Annotated in this window: 23 protein-coding genes; 3 read left to right on the top strand and 20 right to left on the bottom strand. The window is 40.8% G+C overall.

Going from position 1 to position 26773, the window contains the following annotated elements:
- Nucleotides 1-195 precede the first annotated feature (195 nt).
- Both HMPREF1115_RS09650 and pflB read right to left on the bottom strand, forming a co-directional pair.
- A complete protein-coding gene (locus tag HMPREF1115_RS09650; RefSeq protein ID WP_000045538.1) occupies nucleotides 196-3606 on the bottom strand; it encodes a Spy0128 family protein in 3411 nt (1136 codons plus the stop codon).
- 320 nt (nucleotides 3607-3926) lie between these two features.
- Nucleotides 3927-6242 (bottom strand): formate C-acetyltransferase, encoded by a 2316-nt coding sequence (pflB, locus tag HMPREF1115_RS09655; protein ID WP_000260611.1) that lies wholly within the window; start codon nucleotides 6240-6242, stop codon nucleotides 3927-3929.
- Between the two features lie 232 nt (nucleotides 6243-6474).
- Between pflB and dinB the strand changes: the two genes are divergently transcribed.
- The gene (gene dinB / locus HMPREF1115_RS09660; protein ID WP_000904538.1) at nucleotides 6475-7536 is read left to right on the top strand and encodes a DNA polymerase IV; all 1062 of its coding nucleotides are present in this window, start codon (nucleotides 6475-6477) and stop codon (nucleotides 7534-7536) included.
- 34 nt (nucleotides 7537-7570) lie between these two features.
- Here dinB and HMPREF1115_RS09665 read toward each other — a convergent pair whose 3' ends face one another.
- Entirely contained in the window at nucleotides 7571-8416 is an 846-nt protein-coding gene (locus tag HMPREF1115_RS09665; protein WP_000273567.1) for an undecaprenyl-diphosphate phosphatase, read from the bottom strand.
- A gap of 59 nt (nucleotides 8417-8475) precedes the next feature.
- The gene (locus HMPREF1115_RS09670) at nucleotides 8476-10371 is read right to left on the bottom strand and encodes a DUF2207 domain-containing protein (protein WP_000747710.1); all 1896 of its coding nucleotides are present in this window, start codon (nucleotides 10369-10371) and stop codon (nucleotides 8476-8478) included.
- Between the two features lie 129 nt (nucleotides 10372-10500).
- On the opposite strand from HMPREF1115_RS09670, the gene HMPREF1115_RS09675 reads away from it, so the two are divergent.
- Together HMPREF1115_RS09675 and HMPREF1115_RS09680 are read left to right on the top strand one after the other, a co-directional pair.
- A complete protein-coding gene (locus HMPREF1115_RS09675) occupies nucleotides 10501-12066 on the top strand; it encodes an ABC transporter substrate-binding protein/permease (RefSeq protein ID WP_000732043.1) in 1566 nt (521 codons plus the stop codon).
- Nucleotides 12063-12803: an amino acid ABC transporter ATP-binding protein gene (locus HMPREF1115_RS09680; RefSeq protein WP_000189491.1), complete on the top strand. Its 741-nt coding sequence runs from the start codon at nucleotides 12063-12065 to the stop codon at nucleotides 12801-12803. The genes HMPREF1115_RS09675 and HMPREF1115_RS09680 overlap by 4 nt, the downstream gene beginning before the upstream one ends.
- Nucleotides 12804-12895: 92 nt before the next feature.
- On the opposite strand, the gene HMPREF1115_RS09685 is transcribed toward HMPREF1115_RS09680, so the two are convergent.
- The 16 genes from HMPREF1115_RS09685 to HMPREF1115_RS09760 form a co-directional block, all read right to left on the bottom strand.
- The gene (locus HMPREF1115_RS09685) at nucleotides 12896-13111 is read right to left on the bottom strand and encodes a capsule biosynthesis transcriptional regulator (RefSeq protein WP_001130031.1); all 216 of its coding nucleotides are present in this window, start codon (nucleotides 13109-13111) and stop codon (nucleotides 12896-12898) included.
- Nucleotides 13112-13217: 106 nt separating this feature from the next.
- Nucleotides 13218-14114, bottom strand: a complete 897-nt coding sequence (locus tag HMPREF1115_RS09690; protein ID WP_000244062.1) for an SPFH domain-containing protein — start codon at nucleotides 14112-14114, stop codon at nucleotides 13218-13220.
- A gap of 82 nt (nucleotides 14115-14196) precedes the next feature.
- Nucleotides 14197-15447, bottom strand: a complete 1251-nt coding sequence (gene ilvA, locus HMPREF1115_RS09695) for a threonine ammonia-lyase IlvA (RefSeq protein WP_000947300.1) — start codon at nucleotides 15445-15447, stop codon at nucleotides 14197-14199.
- A gap of 79 nt (nucleotides 15448-15526) precedes the next feature.
- Complete coding sequence (gene ilvC, locus HMPREF1115_RS09700) at nucleotides 15527-16549, bottom strand: ketol-acid reductoisomerase (protein WP_000290683.1); 1023 nt, start codon at nucleotides 16547-16549, stop codon at nucleotides 15527-15529.
- A gap of 89 nt (nucleotides 16550-16638) precedes the next feature.
- Nucleotides 16639-17115, bottom strand: a complete 477-nt coding sequence (ilvN, locus tag HMPREF1115_RS09705) for an acetolactate synthase small subunit (protein ID WP_001253813.1) — start codon at nucleotides 17113-17115, stop codon at nucleotides 16639-16641.
- Nucleotides 17108-18808 carry an acetolactate synthase large subunit gene (locus tag HMPREF1115_RS09710; protein ID WP_000411743.1) on the bottom strand — a complete coding sequence of 567 codons (1701 nt, stop codon included), beginning with the start codon at nucleotides 18806-18808 and terminating at the stop codon, nucleotides 17108-17110. The genes ilvN and HMPREF1115_RS09710 overlap by 8 nt, the downstream gene beginning before the upstream one ends.
- A 322-nt stretch (nucleotides 18809-19130) precedes the next feature.
- Nucleotides 19131-21212 carry an elongation factor G gene (gene fusA / locus HMPREF1115_RS09715; protein ID WP_000090339.1) on the bottom strand — a complete coding sequence of 694 codons (2082 nt, stop codon included), beginning with the start codon at nucleotides 21210-21212 and terminating at the stop codon, nucleotides 19131-19133.
- A 288-nt stretch (nucleotides 21213-21500) separates the two neighbouring features.
- The gene (gene rpsG, locus HMPREF1115_RS09720; protein WP_000087873.1) at nucleotides 21501-21971 is read right to left on the bottom strand and encodes a 30S ribosomal protein S7; all 471 of its coding nucleotides are present in this window, start codon (nucleotides 21969-21971) and stop codon (nucleotides 21501-21503) included.
- 19 nt (nucleotides 21972-21990) lie between these two features.
- Nucleotides 21991-22404, bottom strand: coding sequence for a 30S ribosomal protein S12 (rpsL, locus tag HMPREF1115_RS09725; RefSeq protein ID WP_001142332.1), 414 nt, complete (start codon nucleotides 22402-22404; stop codon nucleotides 21991-21993).
- Nucleotides 22405-22722: 318 nt separating this feature from the next.
- Nucleotides 22723-23322: a response regulator transcription factor gene (locus HMPREF1115_RS09730; protein ID WP_000772066.1), complete on the bottom strand. Its 600-nt coding sequence runs from the start codon at nucleotides 23320-23322 to the stop codon at nucleotides 22723-22725.
- Nucleotide 23323: 1 nt separating this feature from the next.
- Entirely contained in the window at nucleotides 23324-24421 is a 1098-nt protein-coding gene (locus HMPREF1115_RS09735; RefSeq protein WP_000890229.1) for a sensor histidine kinase, read from the bottom strand.
- A 4-nt stretch (nucleotides 24422-24425) separates the two neighbouring features.
- On the bottom strand, nucleotides 24426-25160 hold the full coding sequence (locus HMPREF1115_RS09740; protein ID WP_000794225.1) for an ABC transporter permease: 735 nt from the start codon (nucleotides 25158-25160) through the stop codon (nucleotides 24426-24428).
- A 12-nt stretch (nucleotides 25161-25172) separates the two neighbouring features.
- Nucleotides 25173-26048 carry an ABC transporter ATP-binding protein gene (locus tag HMPREF1115_RS09745; protein ID WP_000216047.1) on the bottom strand — a complete coding sequence of 292 codons (876 nt, stop codon included), beginning with the start codon at nucleotides 26046-26048 and terminating at the stop codon, nucleotides 25173-25175.
- Entirely contained in the window at nucleotides 26035-26229 is a 195-nt protein-coding gene (locus HMPREF1115_RS09750) for a hypothetical protein (protein ID WP_000709109.1), read from the bottom strand. Before HMPREF1115_RS09750 ends, HMPREF1115_RS09745 begins: the two co-directional genes overlap by 14 nt.
- On the bottom strand, nucleotides 26226-26432 hold the full coding sequence (locus HMPREF1115_RS09755; protein ID WP_000390701.1) for a hypothetical protein: 207 nt from the start codon (nucleotides 26430-26432) through the stop codon (nucleotides 26226-26228). The genes HMPREF1115_RS09750 and HMPREF1115_RS09755 overlap by 4 nt, the downstream gene beginning before the upstream one ends.
- A gap of 111 nt (nucleotides 26433-26543) precedes the next feature.
- On the bottom strand, nucleotides 26544-26773 hold a 230-nt coding region (locus tag HMPREF1115_RS09760), incomplete at its 5' end, for an LPXTG cell wall anchor domain-containing protein (RefSeq protein ID WP_000325864.1).

The following is a 26773-nucleotide window of genomic DNA, read 5'->3' on the forward strand; positions in this document are numbered from 1 at the left end:
CCTTATGTTTCTACTATACCACATTGGTCAGTAAAAGTCAATAACTTTTTTGACCAAATTTGACTATTTTTTGAAAATTTTTTTGAAGTACAAAAAAAGCCCCTAGAAAACGAATTTTCTAGAGACTTTCTCTATCAAGTTCAAGAGAGAAGTAGAATTCTCACTTACCAAGTTTCATGTTTCTTCTACAAAAGCTTAAGCTTTATGTCTTACGAAGAATACCAATCCGCTCAATGCCAAGGCTACAAATCCAAGCGCAGAAAGGATAGAGGTTGCTTCACCTGTGTTTGGAAGTTCAGCTTTACCTTTAGTCTCCGTAGCTGGAGGCGCTGGTATTGGATCCTCTTTTTGTCCTGGATTAGTTGGTTCTGTTCCTGGAGTTGGATTTGTCCCTGGATTATTTGGCGTTGGATCTGGTGTTGTTCCTGGAACATTTGGTCTTGGTGTTGGATTATTTGGTGCTGGGTTTGGATCCGGTGTTGGGTTTGGAACAGTGTATTTATTTGTAAATACAACTGCTTTACCATCTGCATATGAGACAGTCGCAGTCAAGAGACCTTGACCATCTGCAACTACAGTGACTGTTACAGTATGCTCAGTCTTATCGTATTCAATACCCTCTTCAGTACCAACTTTTTCAACCAAGGTATAAGTGTAAGTACCTGCTTCTTCAAATGAACGAACAAAGGCTACTTTACCTTCGGCAGTATTCTTAGCTGTAGCTACAACGGCGCCTTTCTCTTTCAATTCGAAAGTATAAGCATCAGCCGCAAGTTCTTTACCTTCAAGTTTCTTAGTTGCTTCAATCGTAGCTTCTACCGCTGGTGCTTTGAAGCTATTCGTGAAGACACTACCTGCTGGATATTCAACAGCTGCCTTCAAGACGTTGGTTGCTGCATCTTTGGTTACTTTTACCACCGCAGTCTTTTCTGTATCATAAGTAATACCAGTTGCTCCAGCATTCACTTCTTTTACAGTATAAGTATACTCACCTTCTGCATTGTAGTTGATTGTATTAAATGTTACTTTTCCACCTTGGTTTGTTTTTGTATCAATTTTTTGTCCATCTTTGTACAATTCAAAGTGGAACTCACCATCAACCAAAGCACGACCAGTCAATTCTTTCGTAAACTCAAGTGTTGCTGATGTAGCTGTTGGAGCTGGTGCTGTATAAGTGTTTGTGAAGACACGTTCTGTATCCGCATCTTCTACAGTCGCAACCAATTGGCCTTTACCATCATCCGCAACGGTGACGAACACTTCATACGCATTTTGATCATAAGTGATTGTTTTATCGTCACCAGCTTTTTCAGTAATAGTGTAAGCGTAATCGCCTGCTGCTGAGAAAGTGACGTTGAAGACAACTTCTCCTGAAGCAGTATTCTTAGCCGTAGCTACAAGGTCTGAACCTTCTTTCAGTTCAAATGTGTAAGCATCAGCTTCAAGCACTTTACCTTTCAAGACTTTCTCAGCCTTGATTGTAGCCTGCGCAGGTTCCGCTTTATAGTTATTAACGAAAACTGGTGTTTCACTTGTAACTGTCGCGACAAGTTGACCTGAGCCATTATCTTTTACTTCTACAGTTGCTGGGTGTTCTGTTTTATCATAAGTTACACCAAGTTTATTGCCAACCTTTTCTGTAATAGTATAGTTATATACTCCTGCTGTTGAATAGCTAATTTCAGAAAAACGAATCAATCCACCAGCAGTATTCTTTGCTGTCGCAACAACCTTGTCACCCTCTTTCAGTTCAAACTCAAACTCATCTATCTCTAGCTCTTTACCATTCAAAACTTTTTTAGCTTCAATAGCAATTTTTGCTGGAGCAGATTTATATGTGTTTGTGAAGGTTGGTTCTGCAGATGTGACAGTTGCTGTTAAAACTCCATTTTGGAAAGTTGCCGCTACAGTAACTTCCTTGGCTTCTGTATCAAATGCAACGCCTGCAACTGCTGTTGAAGTGTCTTCTTTGATGATGTAATGATAAGTTCCCGCGCCTTTTACTTGGAGATTCTCAAAGGTAATCGTTCCATCAGCTTTTGATTTTGCTGTGGCTACAGGTTCCTTCAAGTTCTCTGCAGTAAACAGGTTAAATGTAAACTCATCTGCTTTTGGAAGTTTATCTGCACGTCCTTCTACTACTTTCTTAGCCGTCACATTGAATACAGCTGGAAGAGGTTCATCTTTAAGATGAATAGTAGAACCCGCAGCACCGAGTTTGACTGTATACTCTTTTTCATCTAGTTTATAACCTGCTGGAGCAGTCTTCTCTTTGATCTTAAACGTTTTACCTTCCCATTTCTGATCATAAGTTTTCGTAAGCGCTACTCCTTTTTCATTCGTAGTCACTTCTGTTGTTTCACTTGCATCATCTGCTGCTGTCACAGTATATACTGCACCCGAAACTGGAGCAAGAGTGAAGGCATCAGTCTTATGAATCTTAATTTGGTAAGCAGTAGATGCTACAATCGTACCAGAAATCAAAGATGTCGCCTCAGCTGTCATATCAAGTGCTCCCGGACGACTTGTATTCTGTGCTAATTTAGTCCCGTCAGCCAATGACAGAGCAACCCTATTTCCTACTTTACTTCCATCATTAGGAGTTGTTGTGTTATAAGAGACTATATAAGAGGTCGTTCCATCTTTAAAAATGATATCAAATGAAGTATAGTTTTCGTTCCACGAAACGGTATAGTCTTGTCCCTCCGTTAACAATACTGCATCATCTGGAACAGCAGAAGTCCCAACAGTGATATTTGCCTTATACACTTTTAGAGTCTCAGGAATATACTGTGCAGGAGTGTAACTAGTATCATCATTTGGTATAGTATCATGTAATACAATATTTTGTCCTAAGTCTTGTTTCTCTGTATTTACACGTACACGCCAGGTAGACCATGCATCTCCCTTGCTAACCGAACCAATCTCAGCCAGTTTTGGAGAGTTCCAATTTTCAAGGGCAGCACGACCCCCAATTTTAGCATAATTTTCAGTACCAACTTTGGGACCATCGATTGTTTTTGATGAATAAATGTGAGTCACTTCTTGCTTCAATGAGGATGAATTAAAATTAATGCGGGTTTTATTCTGATCCTTTAAGAATCTAAAAGTAACAGAAAAATTCCCTGACACATCCTTTACCTTATCTCCGCCAGTTTTCTCTAGATATTTATCCAAATTTTTCAAGGTGATTTTTGCTTTCCCACCTTGATCAGTACCATTTGAAGTCACTTCAGCTTCTCCAATAGTAACTTTTGTTGTCGGATCAATTAAATCCTGACTCCCCTCATAAACTGCCATAGGAGCAGGTATATCAAAGGTAAAATAATCTCCATTATTCAGATGTTCATTATACTGTTTGAGATCAAAAGTCACACGAAGCTTATATGCTAAATTCGTACGAAGCTCGAAATCTCCTTCTGAACTCACATTTTGCTTAGTATCTGAAGCATCTAACAGATCAATGTCTGTAATTACTTGTGTTAATTCTTTTGATACTGGATTATCTGCTTTAACAATGCCTACTAAAACAGATGCTAGAGCTAAAATAGCAAAAACTAACGCAGAAAATTTAGAAAACATTTTTAACGCTTTGCTTTTCGACATTTCTTCTCCTCTTTTCTATATGAAATTTTTATTTCTAATCTCCCTAAGAGATTACATCATAACATTTTGACAACCTCTATCACTAACTAGAGTTTGTCTATTATATTATAACATCTCAATACAATCTATTCAAGTATATTAACTTAAAAATACACGTATTTGCATCATTCTATAACCTAGCCATTCAATTTTTAGCTATTTATATCGGTAAACTAATATAAATAGCTTAATATATGTTTTATCTGTAATTAGGTCAATCTTTGATATTATAGTAAAAAGCCAGTCATTTTGACTGGCTTTCTTATTATTCTAATTGAATCTTAGCTCAATGCGTCATCCATTGAAAGAACTTCGTGGAAGACACGTTGTGTCAATTCAGTTTTTTGCTCTGGAGTGAGGTATTTAGTGTTTACACAGTATCCAGAGATACGTACGATAACATCTTCACCTGACATGATCTTTTCGTAAACATCGTTCAAGTCCATAACGTTCAAGTTAACGTGTTGTCCACCGTTTTCGAAGTAACCATCAAGGATTGTTACCAAGTTATCAACTTGTTCGTCACGAGTCTTACCAAGAGCACGTGGAGAAACTTGAGTTGTCAATGAGATACCGTCAGCTGCGTAACCAAAGTCTAGGCTAGCAAGTGAGTTCAAGTTTTGCAACCATCCACCTTTAGCTTTGTTAGATGGGTTAGCACCTGGTGAGAAGAATTCAAGTTTAGACAAGTTCACAGAACCATCTTCGTTGAGGTATACACCTTTGTGGACTGGTGAGTTACCAGTTTGTTTAGAGTAAGCAACGTTAGATGTGATTGTCAAAAGAGATACTGTAGCTTCTGCGTCTTTGTATAGTTTGTGGCTACGTAGACGAGTTGTGTAAGCTTCGATCAACCATTCTGCCAATTCGTTTGAACGTGGATCATCTTCACCCCAACGTGGGTATTCACCGATTGTTTCATAATCGTAGATGTAGCCATTTTCGTCACGGATTGGTTTAACTGTAGCGTACTTGATAGCTGACAATGTATCAACTGTGTTTGCAAATCCACAGATACCGAATCCCATGTTAGCACGTTGTTTAGTTGGCAAGAAGGCCATTTGAACAGCTTCGTAGTTGTACTTGTCAGTCATGTAGTGGATGATGTTCAAAGCGTCTACGTAAGTGTCAGTCAACCAGTCAAGAGATTTTTCGAAGTTGGCTTTAACTGATTCGAATTCAAGAACTTCGTCACGGATAGGATCGATGTCAAATACTTTGTAGTCTTTGTGAACATCGTCGTAACCACCGTTCAAACCAGTAAGAAGGGCTTTAAGAACGTTTACACGAGCACCGAAGTACTGGATGTTGTGGCGTTGATCTTCGTTTTCTGGGTCAAGTGGTGACACACAGCATGAGATACAGCTCATTTCTCCGTATCCGTCTTTAGCCATCGTTGTTACACCTTCGTATTGGATAGAAGAGTGTTTGTGGCTCATATGCATACAGTAGCGACGGAAGTTGTATGGTAATTTGTCAGTCCAAAGAACTGTCAAGTTTGGCTCTGGAGAGTTACCGATATTGTCAAGAGTGTTCAAGAAACGGTAGTCCATCTTAGTAACACGGTGACGACCATCGTTACCCATACCAGCCATAGAAGTTGTGATGAAGGTTGGGTCACCTGAGTACAATTGGTCATAAGCTTTTGTACGAGCAAATTTAACTGTACGAAGTTTCATAACGAAATCATCAACGAATTCTTGGATTTCTGATTCAGTAAATGTACCACGAGCAAGGTCACGTTCTGCAAAGATATCAAGTACGATTGGCACACGTCCTAGAGATGTAGCAGCACCGTTGATAACACGGCAGACAGCCATGAAAGCAATGTTAACCCATTGGATAGCTTCTTTGACGTTCATCGCTGGTTTGCGAACATCAACCCCGTAAAGGTCACCCAAGCGAACAACTTGTTGCAATGCTTGGTATTGAAGGTTTACTTCTTCACGAAGACGGATTGTTTCTTCATCGATTTCTTTGATTGCATTCCAGTCGTTTACTTTTTCTTGCATCAAGTAGTCTGCACCGTAAAGAGCAAGACGTGCGTAAACACCGATGATACGTCCACGTGAGTAGGCATCTGGAAGACCAGTTACAGTGTGAGCGTGACGAGCGCGACGAATGTTTGAAGTGTAGGCACGGAAAATACCGTCGTTAACTGTTGTTACGTATTTAGTGAAGATTTCGTGAACAGCTGGATCTGGTTCGTATCCATTTTCTTTCAATGTAGTTTCAGCCATACGGATACCACCTTTTGGCATGAAGTTCAATTTGAAGAGTTCGTCGTTTTGGATACCAAAGATCACTTCGTTTTCTTTGTCGATAAATCCAGCAGGAATATCAGCAATAGATGTTGGACGAGTGTCCATTGGGAAACGAGATTCTTCGTAGTGTGCTTTAGTTTCTTCTACGATTTTTTTGATGTGAAGTGAACGTTCTGTTGGTCCAGCAAGGAAACTTTCATCTCCATCATAAGGTGTGTAGTTAGCTTGAACAAAGCGAGAAATACTTGCTTTTTCTTTCCAATCTACGCCTTTGAAGCCTTCCCAAGCTTTATCAAAAATGTCTTGTGCTTCAACAACTGTCTTAACAACCATGTTAATGTCCTCTTTTTTCTAGTAACAGTCATCTGTTACATTCTTGAGTCAAGTATACCATACAGTAACCGATTTCAACAAGAGAAAATCGCTATTTTAGACGCTTTCTTTTATAATACAGTCTCTTTTTCGTTCTTATCTGTATTATATTTTTGAAAGTCAGGTTGGACTTTTCCACTTTTTCAGAAAAAAGGGTATAATAAATAGAAAACGACACTAGAAAGGGATTGAAATGCTCATATTTCCATTGATAAATGATCTGTCCAGAAAAATCATCCATATTGACATGGATGCCTTTTTTGCTGCGGTGGAAATCAGAGATAATCCCAAGTTAAAGGGCAAACCTGTCATTATCGGAAGCGATCCCAGACAAACAGGTGGGCGTGGTGTCGTTTCTACCTGTAGCTATGAGGCGCGAGCTTTTGGAATACACTCTGCCATGAGCTCTAAAGAAGCTTATGAACGCTGTCCCCAAGCTATCTTTATCTCTGGAAATTATGAAAAATACAAGACTGTGGGACTTGAGATTCGTGCTATTTTTAAACGCTACACTGATTTGATCGAACCTATGAGTATTGACGAGGCATACTTGGATGTGACGGAAAATAAACTCGGTATCAAGTCAGCCGTCAAAATAGCTCGTCTCATCCAAGAGGATATCTGGCAGGAACTACACCTGACTGCTTCTGCAGGTGTTTCTTATAACAAATTCCTAGCTAAGATGGCTAGTGACTATCAAAAACCACATGGTTTGACAATGATTCTCCCAGATCAAGCCCAAGACTTCCTCAAACAAATGGACATTGCTAAATTTCATGGCGTGGGCAAAAAAACAGTTGAACGCCTTCATGAAATGGGCATTTATACTGGTGCAGACTTATTGGACGTCTCAGAAGTCACTTTAATCGATCGGTTCGGCAGACTCGGTTTTGACCTTTATCGAAAGGCAAGGGGCATTCATAACTCACCGGTCAAGTCCGATCGCATTCGTAAGTCCATTGGCAAGGAAAAAACCTATGGAAAGATTCTGCAAGTAGAAGAAGACATCAAAAAAGAGCTGACCCTTCTCTCCGAAAAGGTAGCTCACAATCTCAGCAAGCAGGACAAAGCTGGAAAAATCATTATCCTAAAAATACGATATGCTGACTTCTCCACCTTGACTAAAAGGAAAAGTTTGGCCTTAGCTACTCAAGACAAGGAGCAAATCGAGCGAACTGCGCATGAGATATACGATAGCTTGGAAGAACAACCACGAGGTATCCGTTTACTAGGAATTACGGTGACAGGATTTTAAAAAGCTTGAAGGAAAATTCCCTCAAGCTTTTTTCTTATACAAATAAACGTACAAAACTATAAAGCAACAAGACGCTACCGAGTACAATACGGTATTTACCAAAGAGTGTAAAGTCGTGCTTCTTCACATAGCTGGTCAAGAAACGAATGGCAACCATGCTGACCGCAAAGGCAACACCCATAGCAACCAAGAGTAAGAACAGTTGTCCAAAACTCAAGAGTTGACCTGCTTTGATAAATTTGAAAATCTTTAAAGCACTAGCTCCGAACATAACAGGAATTCCGAGATAGAAGGTAAACTCTGTTACGACTGAGCGGCTTGTTCCATTCAACAAACCACCAACGATAGTCGCACCTGAACGGCTTGTTCCTGGAAAGAGGGCGAGGACTTGGAAGAGTCCAATGTAAAGGGCTGTTTTATAAGGCAACTTGTCTAGCTCTGTTACTGTTGGTTCAATGGCTTGCGCCTTATTTCGTTTTTCAAGATAGATAAAGGCAACACCATAGATAATCAACATGATCGCAACTGAAACCATGTTATGGAAGTTGGCATCAAACCAATCATCTAATTTAAAAACCAATAGCAAAGGCAAGGTCGCAACGAAGACTTTTGACCACAATTGCCAAGTTCTACGAACTTCTACCTTAGTTTTACCAGGTTTGAAGGGATTAAGCTTATTAAAGTAAATGACCATAACTGCTAAAATGGCACCAAGCTGAATGACAACATTAAACATGGACATAAAGGCTTCATTTTGGTCCTTGTATTGTACAAATTCTTCAACCAAGATCAAGTGGCCAGTACTTGAAATGGGCAACCATTCTGTAATTCCTTCAACAATCCCAAAAAAGATTGACTTCAAAATTTCAATAAAATACATACATTACTCCTTTTTCTGTCCTCTATTATAGCATAATTTCGGATGTTGCGATAGGTTTTTTAGAAGGCGCCGATGCTACCACCGCCACCTCCTCCTGAGAATCCTCCACCTGAACTTCCACTTCCAGAAGATACAGAGTAATTGCTAGCTGTATTTGCGACAGCAGTATATTGCTTGATTTGTGCAGTTGAGGTGTAGAACTGTGAGTGCCAACCATAGGCTACATAAAGATTCAAATCTGGATTTTCAAGCTGAATATGGCGGACTTTCATTAACTTGCTCACCTTCTTGGCATAACCAAAGAGAGTCGCATAGACCAGTAGACGGTTCCAAAGGACGATGCTCTCTAGCTCGGCCTGATCCAGATGAGCGATATCCCGAAGCATATTTTCAAAACTCGTCCAGAGATAGAAGATCTCCGCTCCTTCCTCTGTTAGAACTCCATCGCGATAGGCTCCTCGCGTGGCAAGATAAACCCAGAAACTAGCCCCTAATCCTGTCAATCCTAAAAGTAGAAACGGGATCGAAAAGAAGCCATGTGTTTGCCAACTATAATAAAAGAAAAGCAATCCACCTAGAGCTGTTATGGCTGAACAGACCCGCATCCCGAGAGCAAGGCGACGTTCCTCACCTGTCAAAGGACGATAATAGCTTGGGATACGAAGTACATGGACCTTATCCTTGACACAAGACTGAATGCGTTGAAGTCTTCCTTCAAAAGAGCGTTTAAGACGCGAGCCTGTTTCTCGGATATGTTTTTCATCTGACTCTTTGGCACCACGGTAAAGGGAAGATGAAACTTGGTAATCAGGGAAGAGCTCTGAAATAGCCAATTCTTTCTTATTTGACAAAGTCATGCGCAGGCATTCCTTCTCAAAATTGGACAAACCCTTTTCACTGATAATGCGCACATAAGGTTCCTCATCCCCTTGGAAAATAGATAAATGGCCTCGATCTACTAAATCCAACAAGGTTGCCTGAATCAAACGTTCAAAAGTAAATTTACCAAACCCTGATTTGTTTAGGGGATTGACTTCCTCTAAGGAGGTTGAATACACTGCTTCTGCTAAAACCATTGGAGGCAAATCCATCGGTGGTTCGTAGAGTCGATGATCTTTTGGAAAGACCTTTTTAATGCTTGTACTCTGACGGAACTTCCTATAGAAGAGAGGAACTAGAAGTAAGAGACTCATAAAAATGACGGGAAATACCCATTTCATCAAAATCTCACTTTGCGCTTTTTCTGTTGCTATATTGCTTTCAATCCGGTTAAAATCGGTTAAACGTTCTTCCTCTAATCCTTGATCTGGAGCTTCTGCAAAAGCACTTCTCGGCCAGTAAGCATGTAATTCGATCTGTCGTTTTCTAGGAAGGTCTTTCATTTTGACATGATAGAGATTATTTACTTTTTCAATACTCGAGTCCCTTAGGAGTTGGCCTGCATGAAAATAGAGTTTCTCTGCTGGAGTATCAGAGCTGACCTTAAACTCAATCTCTTTGATGTCTCCAGTACTATCGGTCAAGGGTTGCCAATTTAGCTCTGCGATATCCTTATATAAGAAGAGAAGGTTTGTTAGTTTCCAGGTAACCGTTACCCGAACAGTATCTCCGGCATATCCAGCATTGTAAATTTTTACCTTGTAGCCGTCCTCTTCCTCCATAGTATAGAAGGAAGCATTTTGAACAATTCTTCCATTTTTAGAGACCTGAACGGTCGGATCGGGATCAATGTCAAATCCTTCTGGCATTTTCCCAACTTTCCCGAGTCCAACTAACTGACCATTATAATCATCTCCAAAGCGGTAGGTAATTGTTTCCTTAAAAATTGCAGTATTATCTGCATGAATATTCAAATCACCCTGATAGGATAAGATATCAAAGTCTACTGCAAAAACCAGGCTCGGTATAAATAATAAATAAGTAAATACCAAAGCCAACAGCCATCTTTTTTTCATAATCGGTTCCCTTTCAATCTTTTTACCATTATATCATTTTTTATAAATAAAGGCTTACTTGTATTGAAAATCTCACTATTTTTAGATACAATAGAGAGAGTCATTTTTAGACTAGAAATAGGAGAAAACATGAAAAAATTATGCTTATCTATCCTTGCTAGCCTAGCCCTTACCTTAGGACTAGTTAGCCAAGTCCAAGCCGACGAATATTTACGCATCGGGATGGAGGCAGCTTACGCTCCCTTCAACTGGACCCAAGACGACGATAGTAACGGCGCCGTCAAAATCGACGGTACCAACCAATATGCCAACGGCTACGATGTTCAAATCGCTAAAAAGATTGCCAAAGACTTAGGCAAGGAACCTTTGGTCGTGAAAACCAAATGGGAAGGACTTGTTCCAGCCCTTACTTCTGGCAAAATTGATATGATCATTGCCGGTATGAGCCCAACCGCTGAACGCAAACAAGAAATTGCTTTTTCAAGCAGTTACTATACTAGCGAACCGGTTCTATTGGTAAAAAAGGACTCTGCCTATGCGAATGCTAAATCTTTGGAAGACTTTAGCGGAGCAAAAATCACGTCTCAACAAGGTGTTTACCTTTATGACCTGATTTCCCAAATTCCAGGTGCCAAAAAAGAAACTGCTATGGGTGACTTCGCTCAGATGCGTCAAGCTCTGGAGGCTGGTGTTATTGATGCCTATGTTTCTGAACGACCTGAAGCAATGACCGCTGAGTCTGCTAACGCTAAGTTCAAAATGATCCAACCTCAACCAGGTTTCAAAACTGGCGAAGAGGATACAGCTATTGCCATTGGACTTCGTAAAGATGACAGCCGCATCAGCCAAATCAATGCAAGCATCGAAACCATCTCTAAGGATGAGCAAGTAGCCCTCATGGATCGTATGATCAAAGAGCAACCTGTGGAATCTACAACAACAGAGGAAGAAAGTAGTTTCTTTAGCCAAGTCGCTAAGATCCTTTCTGAAAACTGGCAACAACTCTTGCGTGGTGCTGGTATCACACTCTTAATCTCCATTATCGGAACCATCACAGGTCTCCTTATCGGACTTGCGATTGGGGTCTTCCGTACCGCTCCACTATCTGAGAACAAGGCAATGTACGCCCTACAGAAACTAGTCGGTTGGATTCTCAATATCTATATTGAGATCTTCCGTGGTACACCGATGATTGTTCAATCCATGGTTATCTACTACGGTACAGCACAAGCCTTCGGTATCAACCTTGACCGCACACTAGCTGCTATCTTCATCGTTTCAATCAATACGGGTGCCTACATGACAGAAATCGTTCGTGGTGGTATTCTAGCAGTTGACAAAGGACAGTTTGAAGCTGCAACTGCTCTTGGTATGACCCACAATCAAACCATGCGTAAGATTGTCCTACCTCAGGTTGTCCGTAATATTCTACCTGCTACTGGTAATGAGTTTGTCATCAATATCAAAGATACCTCTGTATTGAACGTTATCTCAGTTGTTGAGCTTTATTTCTCAGGAAATACTGTAGCAACACAAACCTATCAATACTTCCAGACCTTTACCATCATCGCCGTGATTTACTTTGTCCTCACCTTTACTGTGACCCGTATCCTACGCTTGATCGAACGTCGTATGGACATGGATACTTACACTACAGGTGCTAACCAAATGCAAACGGAGGATTTGAAAAAATGACACAAGCAATCCTTGAAATCAAACACCTCAAAAAATCCTATGGGCAAAACGAAGTGCTAAAAGACATTTCTCTCACCGTCCATAAAGGAGAGGTTATTTCCATCATCGGGAGCTCTGGAAGCGGAAAATCAACCTTCCTTCGTTCAATTAATTTACTCGAAACACCTACAGAGGGAGAGATTCTCTATCGAGGAGAAAATGTCTTAGAAAAAGGCTATAACCTCACCCATTATCGTGAAAAACTCGGTATGGTTTTCCAATCTTTCAATCTCTTTGAAAATCTGAATGTCCTTGAAAATACGATTGTTGCCCAAACGACTGTACTCAAACGCGACCACTCTGAAGCTGAAAAAATTGCCAAAGAGAATCTCGAAAAAGTTGGCATGGGAGAACGTTACTGGCAAGCCAAGCCGAAGCAACTATCAGGTGGTCAGAAACAACGCGTGGCTATCGCCCGCGCGCTCTCCATGAATCCTGATGCCATTCTCTTCGACGAACCAACATCTGCTCTTGACCCTGAAATGGTTGGAGAAGTCCTCAAAATTATGCAGGATTTGGCTCAAGAAGGCTTGACCATGATCGTCGTAACCCACGAAATGGAATTCGCTCGCGATGTCTCTCACCGTGTCATCTTTATGGATAAGGGTGTCATTGCTGAAGAAGGCAGGCCTGAAGAACTCTTTACAAATCCTAAAGAAGACCGGACAAAAGAATTTCTTCAACGCTATCTCAGCTAATAAACAAAGACTGCATAAAGAATGCAGTCTTTTTAATTTGTAATTGTAAAGAAAAGGCAGACTCGATTCAGGAATCTGCCTGTGACCACAGTTTAATCTTCAAATTTTTCATGATTTTTTTCATAGAAATCGATTAAACCAAGAGCTGTTTCAAATGAAATATTTTTAACTTTTGCGCGTCCTTGTGCTAGAGCAATGATAGACATTTCACGCGCATTCGTTTCTTTAGAGATACGGTAGCCTGTGATTTTCTTATCACGAACCCAGCCAACAACTGCTTCTACTTTTTCAAAGTTCGACTTAGCCATGTTCTTCTCCTAAATTATTCTTTACAATACTTAATTGTATACGTTTTTATTTCGTTTGTCAATAAAAAAACATATATACGTTGTAACTATATTATTCTGCATATTTTTATTTGGCTTTTAAAGCCGATAATATATGAGTTCTTATGTCCTCGACTCCATTAGGATTTGCTGGTAGGAAGATTGTATTATTACCCTCTTTATCTGCAAAATTATTCAACGTATCTAAATACTGGTTCGTTAATAGGATAGACATGATTTGTTCTTCAGTTAGCTCAACATTGGCTCCCTTTAACTCTTGGATAGAATCAGCTAGTCCGTCAACAATTGCTTTACGCTGCTCTGCAATCCCTACACCATGTAGGCGATCTTTTTCTGCTTCAGCTTCTGCTGCGGTCACGATTTTAATCTTATCTGCTTCAGCAAGCTCTTGCGCCGCAACTCTCTTACGTTGAGCCGCGTTAATTTCATTCATTGATTGTTTTACTTCAGCATCAGGTTCAACCTTAGTAATCAGGGTTTTGACAATGATATACCCATACGTAGACATTTCTTCAGCCACTTGTTTTTGAACTTCTAAGGCGATTTCATCCTTCTTCTCAAACAACTCATCTAGGGTTAGCTTTGGTACAGATGAACGCAAAGCATCTTCAATATAGGATTTAATTTGGGCTTCTGGACGCATCAATTTATAATAGGCATCTGTGACATTATTTTCATTCACTCGATACTGAGTTGCCACATTCATCGTTACAAATACATTATCTTGCGTCTTTGTCTCTACAACAATCTCACTTTGCAACAAGCGTAGTTGAACTCTTGCCGCAATCCTATCAATTCCAAAAGGAGCTCGTAAATGAATACCACTATTGCTCAACTTTTGGTATTTACCAAAGCGTTCTATGATAGCGACAGATTGTTGTCGAACCACATACACAGAACTAACCATAATCACTGATGCAATCACCACTAAAAACAATAAAACAAGTAAAATTTGTAAAACCATGGGAATCTCCCCCTTTCGTCACCCTCATTATAGCACCATCATTACCATTACGCAAATAATATGATAAGAATTTTATTTTAGCTTAAACTAGCATATTATACAACGTTTCGTTCCCATTCAAATTAATATAAGATGGGTCAAACTTTTCCATTCGATGGATCAATCCAGCATAGTCATGCTTATTGGCAAGAGCTACCCCAATCAATACAGGCCCTGTCCCCTTGCTTGCTCGTTTGATATATTCAAAACGAGTGATGTCATCATTTGGCCCCAAAATGTCATTTACAAACTCTCGTAGAGCTCCTGGACGTTGTGGGAAATTCACTACAAAGTAATGCTTGATTCCATCGTAAATCAAGGCACGTTCTTCCATCTCTGGCATGCGGTTGATATCGTTATTTCCTCCAGAAATAATACAACAAATCGTCTTGCCTTTGATATAGTCTGATAAAACTTCCAAGGCTGCAACGCTGGCAGCTCCGGCTGGTTCTGCTACAATACCTTGTTTGGAATAAAGATCAATCAAGGTTTCGGAAATCAATCCCTCGTCCACCCCAATCAGCGTTTCAACATTCTTACGGGTCGCTTCATAGGTTAATTGTCCAACCTTTTGTACGGCTATCCCATCAGCAAACTTATCAATTTCTTTAAGCTTAACTGGTCCCCCAGCTTCAAAGGCAGCTTTCATAGAGCGAGCACCATTAGCTTCTACCCCGATCACTTCAATAGTCGGGTTGGTTTCCTTAATATAAGTAGAAACACCGGCAATCAATCCGCCACCACCTACTGGTACAAGTACTGTATCAAAATCAATAGACTCTTTACGGGCTTCTTCAAGAATTTCATAGGCTACAGTCCCTTGACCAGCTTGAACATGCGCATCATCAAAAGGATCGATAAAGGTGCGGTTTTCTGTCAATGTAAATTCTTGTGCTGCCTTAGCAGAAGCATCAAAGGTATCCCCTACCAACTTGATTGTCACGAACTCTCCACCAAAAAAGCGAACCTGCCCAATCTTTTGTTGCGGTGTTGTGATGGGCATAAAGATCGTTGCAGGAATCTTCATCTCGTTACAAGTATAGGCGACACCTTGAGCGTGATTTCCCGCAGAGGCACAGACTACACCACGCTCACGTTCTTCTTTTGATAGTTGAGAAATAGCATAATAGGCTCCACGAATTTTAAAAGAGCGAACTCGTTGCGCATTCTCCTTTTTGAGATAAATTTTTGCTTGGTATTTTTCTGATAAATAATGATCATATTCTAGTGGTGTATCAACTACTACACCACTCAAAACTTTGTGGGCTTTCACCACATCTTTTGCACTTAGCATTGTCTCCTCCTCAAATACTGTTCAAGATAAAAAACGAGTTAGGTACCCCCAACTCGCCTTCTATCTCTCTTTACAAGAATTAATTGTAGATTTTGAATGCGTCGTCGTCGTTTTTACCAACGAAAGGCATTGCTTTACGCAATTCTGCACCAACTTTTTCAATTTCAAGGTTAGCCGCTTGTTCACGGTAAGCAGTTAATTTCGGACGACCAGCCTTGTAGTCATTTACAAAGTCATTTGCAAATTTACCATTTTGGATATCTGCTAAAACAGCTTTCATGTTTTCTTTAACTTGCTCAGTAATCACACGTGGACCTGATACATAGTCACCATATTCAGCAGTGTTTGAAATAGATTGACGCATTTTCTTGAATCCACCTTCATAGATCAAGTCAACGATCAACTTCATTTCATGAAGAACTTCAAAGTAAGCCAATTCTGGGGCATAGCCTGCTTCTGTCAAGACTTCAAAACCTGCTTCGATAAGGGCAGTCAAACCACCACAAAGTACAGCTTGTTCACCAAACAAATCTTCTTCAGTTTCTTCTTTGTAAGTTGTTTCAAGCAAACCAACACGAGCTGCCCCAACACCTTTACACCAGTCCATAGCAATGTTTTTAGCATTTCCTGTTGCATCTTGGTAAACTGCGTAAAGAGCTGGCACACCAAATCCTTCTTCGTAAGTACGACGTACCAAGTGTCCTGGTCCTTTAGGAGCACACATGAAGACATCTACATCTGCAGGAACTTTGATAAATTCAAAGTGGATATTGAAACCATGAGCAAATCCAACTGCATTTCCAGCTTCCAAGTTTGGAGCAATTTCTGCTTCGTACAATTCTTGTTGGATTTCGTCTGGTGCCAAGATCATGATAACGTCAGCCAATTTAGTTGCTTCTGCTACTGTGTAAGTGTCAAAACCATCTTCTTTTGCTTTGTCAAAAGATTTACCTGGACGCACACCGATGATGACATCACGACCTGAGTCACGCAAGTTTTGCGCATGCGCATGTCCTTGTGAACCATAACCGATTACGGCGATTTTTTTACCGTCAAGCGCTGCTACTTTAACATCTTTTTCATATTCCATTTGAACTGCCATAGTTTTTCTCTCTTTTCTATTTTTATTGCCTTATAGGCTGGTTTAACAAATTTATGCTGGATTTTATACTCAATGAAAATCAAAGAGTATTAGTCACGGGTAAATCCAGTTGCACCCGTACGAGCGATATTTTTAATACCGTATGGTCGAATCACTCGCAATAAAGCTTCACTCTTTTCAGCATTTCCCGTCATCTGGATGGTGATTGAGCTTGGAGCCACATCTACTACTGTTGCACGGAAAGGTTGGATAATGGCCAAAATTTCTGCACGCTTTTCAGCAGGAGCAGATACCTTTACCAAGATAACTTCTCTTTCCAAGTGTGGTTTATCTGTGATATCTCGAATGCGAATCACATCAATCTGACGATTGAGCTGTTTAATGATTTGCTCTACTTCATCATGAGAAGCTACATCAATAATGATGGTGATGCGAGATACATTGGGGTTCTCCGTCGCACCAACTGAGATACTCTCAATATTGACTTGACGACGAGAAAGGACACCTGTAAAACGATTCAAGACTCCTGAACGGTTTTGCAATCTAGCTGTTAACATTCTACGCATGGAACTTCACCCCCAACATCTCATGATTGCTCTTACCAGCTGGTACCATCGGTAAGACCTGTTCCTTACGAGAAATGTCCACCTCGATAAACATGGGCACATCCTCTAGAATTACTTCTAGATCCTTCTCTATCGTCTCTGGATTATCAAATTTATAGTTTTTGATGCCGTAAGCCTGTGCCATCAGCTGGAAGTCAGGAAGTGTATCAAAGACTGACTCTGACGTTCTACCTTCATAGAAGGATTCCTGCCACTGGCGAACCATTCCTAGTGAGTGGTTATTCAACATGACAACCTTAATCGGCACCTTGTAGATGTTTAGGATTGCTAGCTCTTGGTTGGTCATTTGGAAGCCACCATCACCGACAAAAAGGATAACCTCTTTTTCTGGATTGGCAATCTTGGCTCCAATAGCTGCAGGAACTCCGAAGCCCATGGTACCCAGGCCACCTGAAGTGACCAATTGACGCTCATTTTGGTAAGGATAATACTGAGCTGTCCACATTTGGTGTTGCCCTACGTCAGTTACAACAATGGCATCTCCATTCGTCAACTCACCGATGCGTTCAATAACAGCCTGAGGTTGAACCACACGTTCTTTCTTGTCATAAGAACGAACGCGGTTCTTGTCTTTAGTGACTTTTTCAATCCACTTTTCAGTATTGTTATGAACAGTTGGCTCTGCCAACAACATCTGCAAGGCTTTCTTAGCATCCCCCACTACAGGAATATCTGCACTGATAATCTTGCCAATCTCAGCTGGATCAATATCGATATGAGCAACCTTGGCATTTTTAGCAAAGGTCTTAGGATTTCCAGTCAATCGGTCGTCGAAACGGCAACCAATACTAATCATAAAGTCCGCTTCAGTCATTGCAATGTTGGCTGCGAAAGAACCATGCATGCCTCCCATTCCGAGGAATAGTGGATGGCTTGTTGCAATGGTACCTTGCCCCAAAAGACTAGTGACTACTGGAATTTGGTAACGTTCAGCAAATTCATTGAGCTCCTTAGAAGCTTCTGCATAGCTGATACCACCACCTGCTAACAAAACCGGTTTCTTGGCTTTTGACAATTGCTTCAAGATTTTCTTGATTTGCATGTCATTTGGATCAAGCGTCGGTTGGTAACTTGGTAAATTCACCTCCGGTGAATAGATGAAATCTGTCTCTAGAGCTGATACATCCTTTGGCAAGTCAATCACAACTGGACCTGGACGACCAGTCGTTGCGATATGCACAGCCTCCGTAATGATACGAGGAATGTCAGCCGTTTCACGTACTTGGTAATTGTACTTGGTAATGGGCATGGTAATACCTACGATATCCGCCTCCTGAAAGGCATCCTTCCCAATTCCAGCTCGTGCAACCTGACCTGTAAAGACCAAAAGGGGAACGCTGTCGCTCATGGCATCTGCAATCCCTGTAATGGCATTTGTTGCTCCCGGTCCACTCGTGACGACGGCAACGCCCAGCTTTCCAGTTGATTTGGCATATCCTTCAGCTTCGTGCAAACAACCTTGCTCATGACGTCCCAAGATGTGGCGAATACCTTTAAAATTGTATATCGCATCATACAAAGGTAAGACTGCACCACCAGGATAACCAAAAATGGTATCAATCCCTAAGTCCCGAAGTGTTTCCAAAACCAGGTCCGACCCCGTCTTAGGAGACTCTAAACTGATTTTCTCCATTGTTCCCCTTTCTCTTCTCTTAAAAAAATAGCTTGTTACTATCATACCATTTTTTCAAAAATTTTCAAGGCAAAAGAGTCAATTTTCTGAATTTTCTATCTAAAAGTGTATTTATGAATTTTTCCCTCATTTTTATTAAGTTTTCTACGGAATTAGGAACCTTTATTTACTTTAATTTATCAAATTAGAATATTTTCTTTGTGGATAAAATTAGTAATTCTCATACTTAGCGACCAAATTTGTATACTATATTCAGCAGAAATGAATGGTTAAAGACAAAAAAGGAAGCCACTAAGTGACTCCCTTTTAGAGCGAGGACTGATTAGTCTTCACCTTTGTTTTTCTTAATGATTTCTTCTTGTACTGACTTAGGTACATCTTCGTAGTGGTCAAATACCATCATGAATGTACCACGTCCTTGAGATGCTGAACGAAGAACTGTTGCATAACCGAACATTTCAGCAAGTGGAACGTAAGCACGAACGATTTGGCTGTTCCCGTGTGCTTCCATACCATCTACACGTCCACGACGAGCAGTTACGTGACCCATAACATCACCAAGGTTTTCTTCTGGAACAGTGATGGTTACAAGCATCATTGGTTCAAGGATAGCTGGTTGTGCTGATTTAGCAGCTTCTTTAAGGGCAAGTGAAGCCGCGATCTTGAAGGCAGTTTCAGATGAGTCGACATCGTGGTATGAACCATCGTAAAGCTTAGCTTTAACGTCAACCATTGGGTAACCTGCAAGAACACCGTTAGCCATAGATTCTACCAAACCTTTTTCAACCGCTGGGATAAATTCACGAGGAACCACACCACCGACGATTGCGTTTTCGAATTCGAATCCTTTACCTTCTTCGTTTGGAGTAAATTCAATCCATACATCACCGAATTGACCTTTACCACCAGACTGACGTTTGAAGAATCCACGTGCTTGAGTAGAAGCGCGGAATGTTTCACGGTAAGATACTTGAGGAGCACCTACATTTGCTTCAACTTTAAACTCACGACGCATACGGTCAACAAGGACGTCAAGGTGAAGCTCACCCATACCTGAGATAACTGTTTCACCAGTTTCAACGTTTGTTTCAACGCGGAATGTTGGATCTTCTTCAGCCAATTTTTGAAGGGCGATACCCATCTTATCTTGGTCTGCTTTAGATTTTGGCTCAACCATCAATTGGATAACTGGTTCTGGAACGTTGATTGACTCAAGGATGATTTTAGCTTTTTCATCTGTCAATGAGTCACCAGTTGTTGTATCTTTCAAACCAACGGCAGCAGCGATATCACCTGAGTAAACAGTGTCAATTTCTTGACGGCTGTTAGCGTGCATTTGAAGGATACGTCCGATACGTTCACGTTTACCTTTAGAAGTGTTCAATACGTAAGAACCTGATTGAAGAACACCTGAGTATACACGGAAGAATGTCAAACGACCTACGAATGGGTCTGTCATGATCTTGAAGGCAAGAGCTGCGAATGGCTCTTCGTCAGATGCTGGACGAGTTTCTTCTTCATCTGTATCTGGGTTGATACCTTTGATTGCTGGGATATCAAGTGGGCTTGGAAGGTAGTCGATAACCGCATCAAGCATCAATTGAACACCTTTGTTCTTGAAGGCAGAACCACACAATACTGGGAAGAATTCAACATTGATAGTTGCTTTACGGATAGCAGCTTTCAATTCTTCGTTAGTGATTTCTTCACCTTCAAGGTATTTCATCATCAAGTCTTCATCAGTTTCAGCAACTGCTTCAACCAATTTTTCACGGTATTCTTGAGCTTGGTCAAGGTATTCAGCTGGAATATCTTCTTCAAGGATATCTGTACCAAGGTCGTTAGTATAGATTTCAGCTTTCATCTTGATCAAGTCGATGATACCACGGAAGTCATCTTCAGCACCAATTGGCAATTGGATTGGGTGTGCGTTTGCTTGAAGACGGTCGTGAAGTGTGCTTACTGAGTAAAGGAAGTCAGCACCGATTTTGTCCATTTTGTTAGCAAATACGATACGTGGAACTCCGTACTCAGTTGCTTGACGCCAAACTGTTTCAGTTTGAGGCTCAACACCTGATTGTGAGTCAAGAACAGTAACCGCACCGTCCAATACACGAAGAGAACGTTGTACTTCGATTGTGAAGTCCACGTGTCCTGGTGTGTCGATGATGTTTACGCGGTGGTTGTTCCATTGAGCTGTTGTCGCAGCAGATGTGATAGTGATACCACGTTCTTGCTCTTGCTCCATCCAGTCCATTTGTGACGCACCCTCGTGAGTTTCACCGATTTTGTGGATTTTACCAGTGTAGTAAAGAATACGCTCAGTAGTTGTTGTTTTACCAGCATCGACGTGAGCCATGATACCGATATTACGAGTTTTTTCAAGTGAAAATTCGCGTGCCATGAGGTTTGTTTCTCCTATTTATTTTTAATTTCTATTCTATTATAACACGATTTTAATAAAAACGGATAGGCAGGACCTACCCGTTCTCAATGTTTATCTTGTTTTTGTTGGTTTCAACTTGTAGATAAGTTGAATTGAACTCGGGCTAGAAGCTTAAGTTAACTGATTCGAACTCAATTGAACTCGGGCTAAAAGCTCGGAAAATAGATAAGCTTTCCTAGAATCTTTGATTCTACGTCAAGCTTCCTAATTTTCAGTCGCTTTTTTAACGCCCTTAGTATCTTATTCTTACCAACGGAAGTGTGCGAAGGCACGGTTAGCTTCAGCCATACGGTGAGTGTCTTCACGTTTCTTAACTGCTGCACCAGTGTTGTTCGCTGCATCCAAGATTTCTTTTGCAAGACGGTCTTGCATTGTGTGTTCACCACGAAGGCGAGCGATTGTTACCAACCAACGAAGTCCAAGTGTTGTACGACGTTCTGGACGAACTTCAACTGGGACTTGGTAGTTAGATCCACCAACACGACGTGCACGTACTTCAAGTACAGGCATGATGTTTTCCATAGCTGTTTCAAATACTTCAAGTGCATCGTTACCAGTAGCTTCTTTGATTTGCTCAAAAGCACCGTAAACGATTGAAGCAGCTGTACCACGTTTACCATCAAGCATAACGCGGTTGATAAGACGAGTAACTAGTTGTGAATTGTAAAGCGGATCTGGCAATACGTCACGTTTTGGAGCTCTATTTTTACGACTCATTTCTCTTTATCCCCTTTCCTTATGCTTTTGGACGTTTAGTACCGTATTTAGAACGGCCTTGTTTACGATCGTTAACACCTGCAGTATCAAGTGCACCACGGACGATATGGTAACGTACCCCTGGAAGGTCTTTTACACGTCCACCACGAAGAAGCACCACGCTGTGCTCTTGCAAGTTGTGTCCGATACCTGGGATGTAGGCAGTAACTTCGATAAGGTTGCTCAAACGTACACGAGCGAATTTACGAAGGGCAGAGTTAGGTTTTTTAGGTGTCATTGTTCCCACACGAGTTGCAACACCACGTTTTTGTGGTGAAGAAACGTTTGTTTGAACTTTTTTATGACTGTTGTAACCAACGTTCAAAGCTGGTGATTTAGATTTTTCTACTTTTGATTTACGCGGTTTGCGAACCAATTGGTTAATTGTAGGCATCTACATTCTCCTGTGTTTTTTTATTTTTGGTGATGATACACTTGGTGACAGCTACCATCTGTGTGTACTTTTGCAACATTTGTCAGCACGTCCCTGTACACTTTTGAGAGACCAAAAGTAAAAAGTACCGTCTATTATTGTAACACAATTTTTCTTTCCTTGTCAATATTTTTTTCGTTTTTATTCTGATCTTTTAACTCTTTGACACTAGCTTTCACCGCTTTTCTAAACCAGAAAAGGAGGCTATTCCCCTCCTCCTTTCTAGTATGAATTTCCTTCGATTCAAGTTATCATTTCGGAATTTTTTAACCCTTCTTATCAAAGCCAACCAGATTCTTTTGCAATGTTGGCTGCCTCTGTTCGATTACCAGCATCTAGTTTCGAAAGAATATTGGTGACATAGTTTCGAACGGTTCCATTTGATAGATAAAGCTGATCTGCGATTTCTTGATTAGACAAACCTTGAGCGATTCCCTTTAAAACAGCGATTTCTTGCTCTGTTAACGGATTGGGGTGCGTCATCACCACTTCCATCAATTCAGGCGAATATTCCTTGCGTCCTTCGAGAACAGTGTGCAAGGTTTGCATGAGGTCTGCAATGCTTCTTTCTTTCAAGACATAAGCATCCACTCCAGCCTTGACCGCACGTTCAAAATAGCCAGAGCGTTTGAAGGTCGTTACTACAACTACCTTTGTTTCTAGCTTTTCTGCTCGTATCCACTCCAAGACTTCGAGGCCTGTCTTAACAGGCATTTCTACGTCAAGAATGGCGATATCCACAGACTCTTTTTCTAAAAGTTGGATTGCTTCTTGGCCATCCTTGGCTTGTAGGACAGACTCTACATCTGGTTGAAAGGTAAGCAACTGGCACATCGCATCTCGCAACATACTTTGATCTTCTGCAACAAGTAGTTTCATCTTAGTTTCTCTCCTTATAAGGTAGTCGAACCTGCACTTCAGTCGGATGTTTCTGACTGATCACCTTTACTTCTCCTGAAAAAGGAAGGACACGGTCTCGAACGGTATGGAGCTCATCTCCTTTTAAAGAAGCAAAGCCACAGCCATCATCTCTCACTGTTAGGATGAGTTCTTTCTCAGTTCGTTCTAATTTCAAGTAAGCTTTCGATGCTTTAGCATGCTTGATGATGTTGGTCACTAACTCAAGCAAAATCATGGAGGCCGTTGATTCTAATTCCTGAGTTAGGCTAGCTGTATCTAGTTGGTGATTGATTTCCGTTTCAATTCCTGCAATTTCCAGCATTTTTTTAACAGTCGCAAACTCGGAAGCAAGGGTTCTGGTTTTAAGATTTTCGATAATTGTACGGACTTCATTCATGGATTCTTTACTGATTTGATGAATTTCTTTTAATTCTTTTTCCACTTGAGGATAGGCCTGCATTTGAAGAAGCTGGAGGGCAAGGTCCGTCTTCACACTCAACATGGCAAAGGTATGACCTAGGCTGTCATGAAGGTCCTGACCGATACGACTGCGTTCGTTTTCAGCCAAGAAAAGATTGAGCTTGGCATTTTGTTTCATCTTTTCTTCTTTTAGCTCTTCTGTTATCCGAATTCGATAGAGACCAAAGGTCATTGCATCGGAAAAGATAAAGGTCACCAAGAAAAAGAGTAGCTGCCAGGGACTAACATGATTGACCATATAGATTCCGGTCAGAATGAACGGTTGCAGGACAATAAAACTGACAAAGCGCCAAGAGTGAAAAGAAATCTCATCCAGCTCATAAATAAGGAGATTGGATAAATAGAAGATAAACCAGGTGAAACCCGAACTCAGCCAAACCGATGTATAAAAAATGTAGGCAAGCATGATCCACCAAGCCATCCACAGCACAGTGCGACTCTGACTGGCTAAAACCGAATAGAAGGCAAGTACAAATAGTAGGGTCCATAGCAAGGTTAAAAGCGGGTAATCTCCAACGATGACACCCGCTATAGGAAAGATGATAAACACTATTGAAATATGAAACATATAATGAATGTTTTTAAATTTTTCCAACATAGATTTATTTTACCTCAATCCTTTTTTTCAGCTGGATTACCAGTACACCAAAGAAAACTGTATAGCCTAGCACAACCAAGGCAGAAAGAATATTAAATTCATGGTGTTCCAAATAAGTAGAGACGACCTGCATCAGTTGATAGGTTGGAGTCAGCTTTCCAATAGATTGGAGCCATTCTGGGAAGGAATCCAAGGGGAACCACAGTCCACCTAGAACAGCCAAAGCAATATAGGCAATATTTCCAACAACCGTCATCAGTTGAGCACTGGGTAGCAAGCTCACCAAGACCCCCATGCTGATAAAGATCACGCTTCCGATCAGCAAAATAGCACCAATTACCATCCAGTCAAGCCAAGGCAGAGTCACTCCACGGACAAAATGACCAACTGAAAAGACAACTGTAATTGATAACAAGAAAGTCAGTAGGGTACTGAACAGTTTTGATACATAATATTCTACCATAGATACGGGAGAATGTTGAATCAATTTTTGCCAGTTGTTTGTCTTATCAGACTCGAGTGTGCTTGGGATACTGAAAAAAGCACTTGACATGATACTAAAGAGCGTCATGGCAAAAAGATAGGCTTGAAGAGCAATTTCTGGAATATCTGACCCTGACATCATACCAGAAAAGATAAGGTAAAACACACTTGGGAGTCCGATGGATAGCAAGTAGTAGACTGCTTGCCGTTTCATCAGAATGATTTCCACTTTCATGAGACTTGTCATATTTTTCATCGTCAATCTCCTTTAGTCTTGAGTCGTTTCGAAGATACTGTCTAAGAGAGTTCGATTGCGAACTTCAATTTCTTCGATCATGCAGCCCTGTTCTTGCAAGACTTTCCATACCTGGCTGGCTTCTTTGGTTGTGAAGGAAAGAGCATTTTGCTTGATTTCAAGCCCTTGAATCTGGTCCAAAGTGCTGATAACTTCCTGATAAGTTAGTGGTACCGTAAAATGTTTTTCTTGTTCTTCACCACGCATGGCATAAGGTGTCGTATCCCGGATCAATTCACCCTTGTGGAGGACCAAAATGCGGTCAGCCGTATGTTCTACCTCTTCGATATAGTGAGAAGAGTAGACAATGGTGACACCATTTTTCTTTAACTGATTGACAATTTCCCAAAAATGCTGACGTGTCGAGGTATCCATGGCAGCAGTTGGTTCGTCCAAAAATAGAATTTTCGGACGACCTATTAGTGCCAACACGAAAGAGAACAAACGTTTTTGCCCACCAGACAACTTGCCCGCTAGCTGATTTTTCTGTTTGTCCGAAAATCTCAGCAAGTCATCAATTTCTTGATTGGAGAGACTGTTTGGATAGATTGATTGAAAGAAGGATAAGAGTTCTTTCACTTTCAAGTCTTGAACCACCGTATTTTCTTGAGGTAAGATAGAAATAAGTTGCTTTAATCGAGGATCTGTTGGTGCAAAGCCTTGAATAGCTATCTGACCTGAGCTCACGAACTTGTCGCCCAAGAGGCAATCAATCAAGGTCGTCTTACCTGCTCCGTTAGGTCCGATCAAGGCGACACATTCACCATCGTTGATTTCAAAAGAGATGTTCCGCAAGATCTCCTTGTCTTTTATTTTCTTACTCAATTTCTCAACTTTAATCACAGTCATGAGATTCTCCTTTCAACCACTTCATTCCTATAGGGAAAACAACGAAAATCATAAATCCAAAACCCCAAGCACCACGAATAAATTGGCGAAGCAAGGTTTGGTCAAACCACCCAGTAAACATTTCCACTAACCATACCAAGAGTGACAGACCGATAAAGAGACAGATGATTGCTTTTTTCATTCCTCAAACTCCTTTTTCACATCTCTGACTAATTTCAAACCTTCTCTGACAAGCCAAGACATCATTCCAAAGCCAGCAAAGAGCTCCCAAGGAAAATGATAGAAACCCTCGTCCAATCCTGAAAACATGAGATAGGTCATAACTCCTGCTGCTACTAAACTCACTGCGACAATCATTTTATTTTTCATTTCTTCTTCCTCCATTTCATACTTCAATTATAGTCTTTTGAAGTTGGCGGAACTAGATGCTTCTGTCACTAGGAAATATGACAAATGTCATAAAAAAAGAACCGATTTCTCGGTTCTTAAAAGTGATTAGTCTGATTCATCGTTTCGTTTCTTTTTCCCTAGCAATCCAAGTGTCATAACACCTGCTAGGGCTGTTAGAATTCCTAGATTTTTCAAACCATCTTCTTGACTTCCTGTATTTGGAAGTTGATTTTTTTCTACAGAGATGTTTTGAGTCAATTGATCTGGTTTCGAATCAGGTACTGAAAGTTCTTTTTTATCAGACGGCTTCACTTGCTCTGGAAGTTCTACTACTG

It is taken from the genome of Streptococcus oralis SK610 (assembly GCF_000257455.1).
Lineage (GTDB): Bacteria > Bacillota > Bacilli > Lactobacillales > Streptococcaceae > Streptococcus > Streptococcus oralis_CB.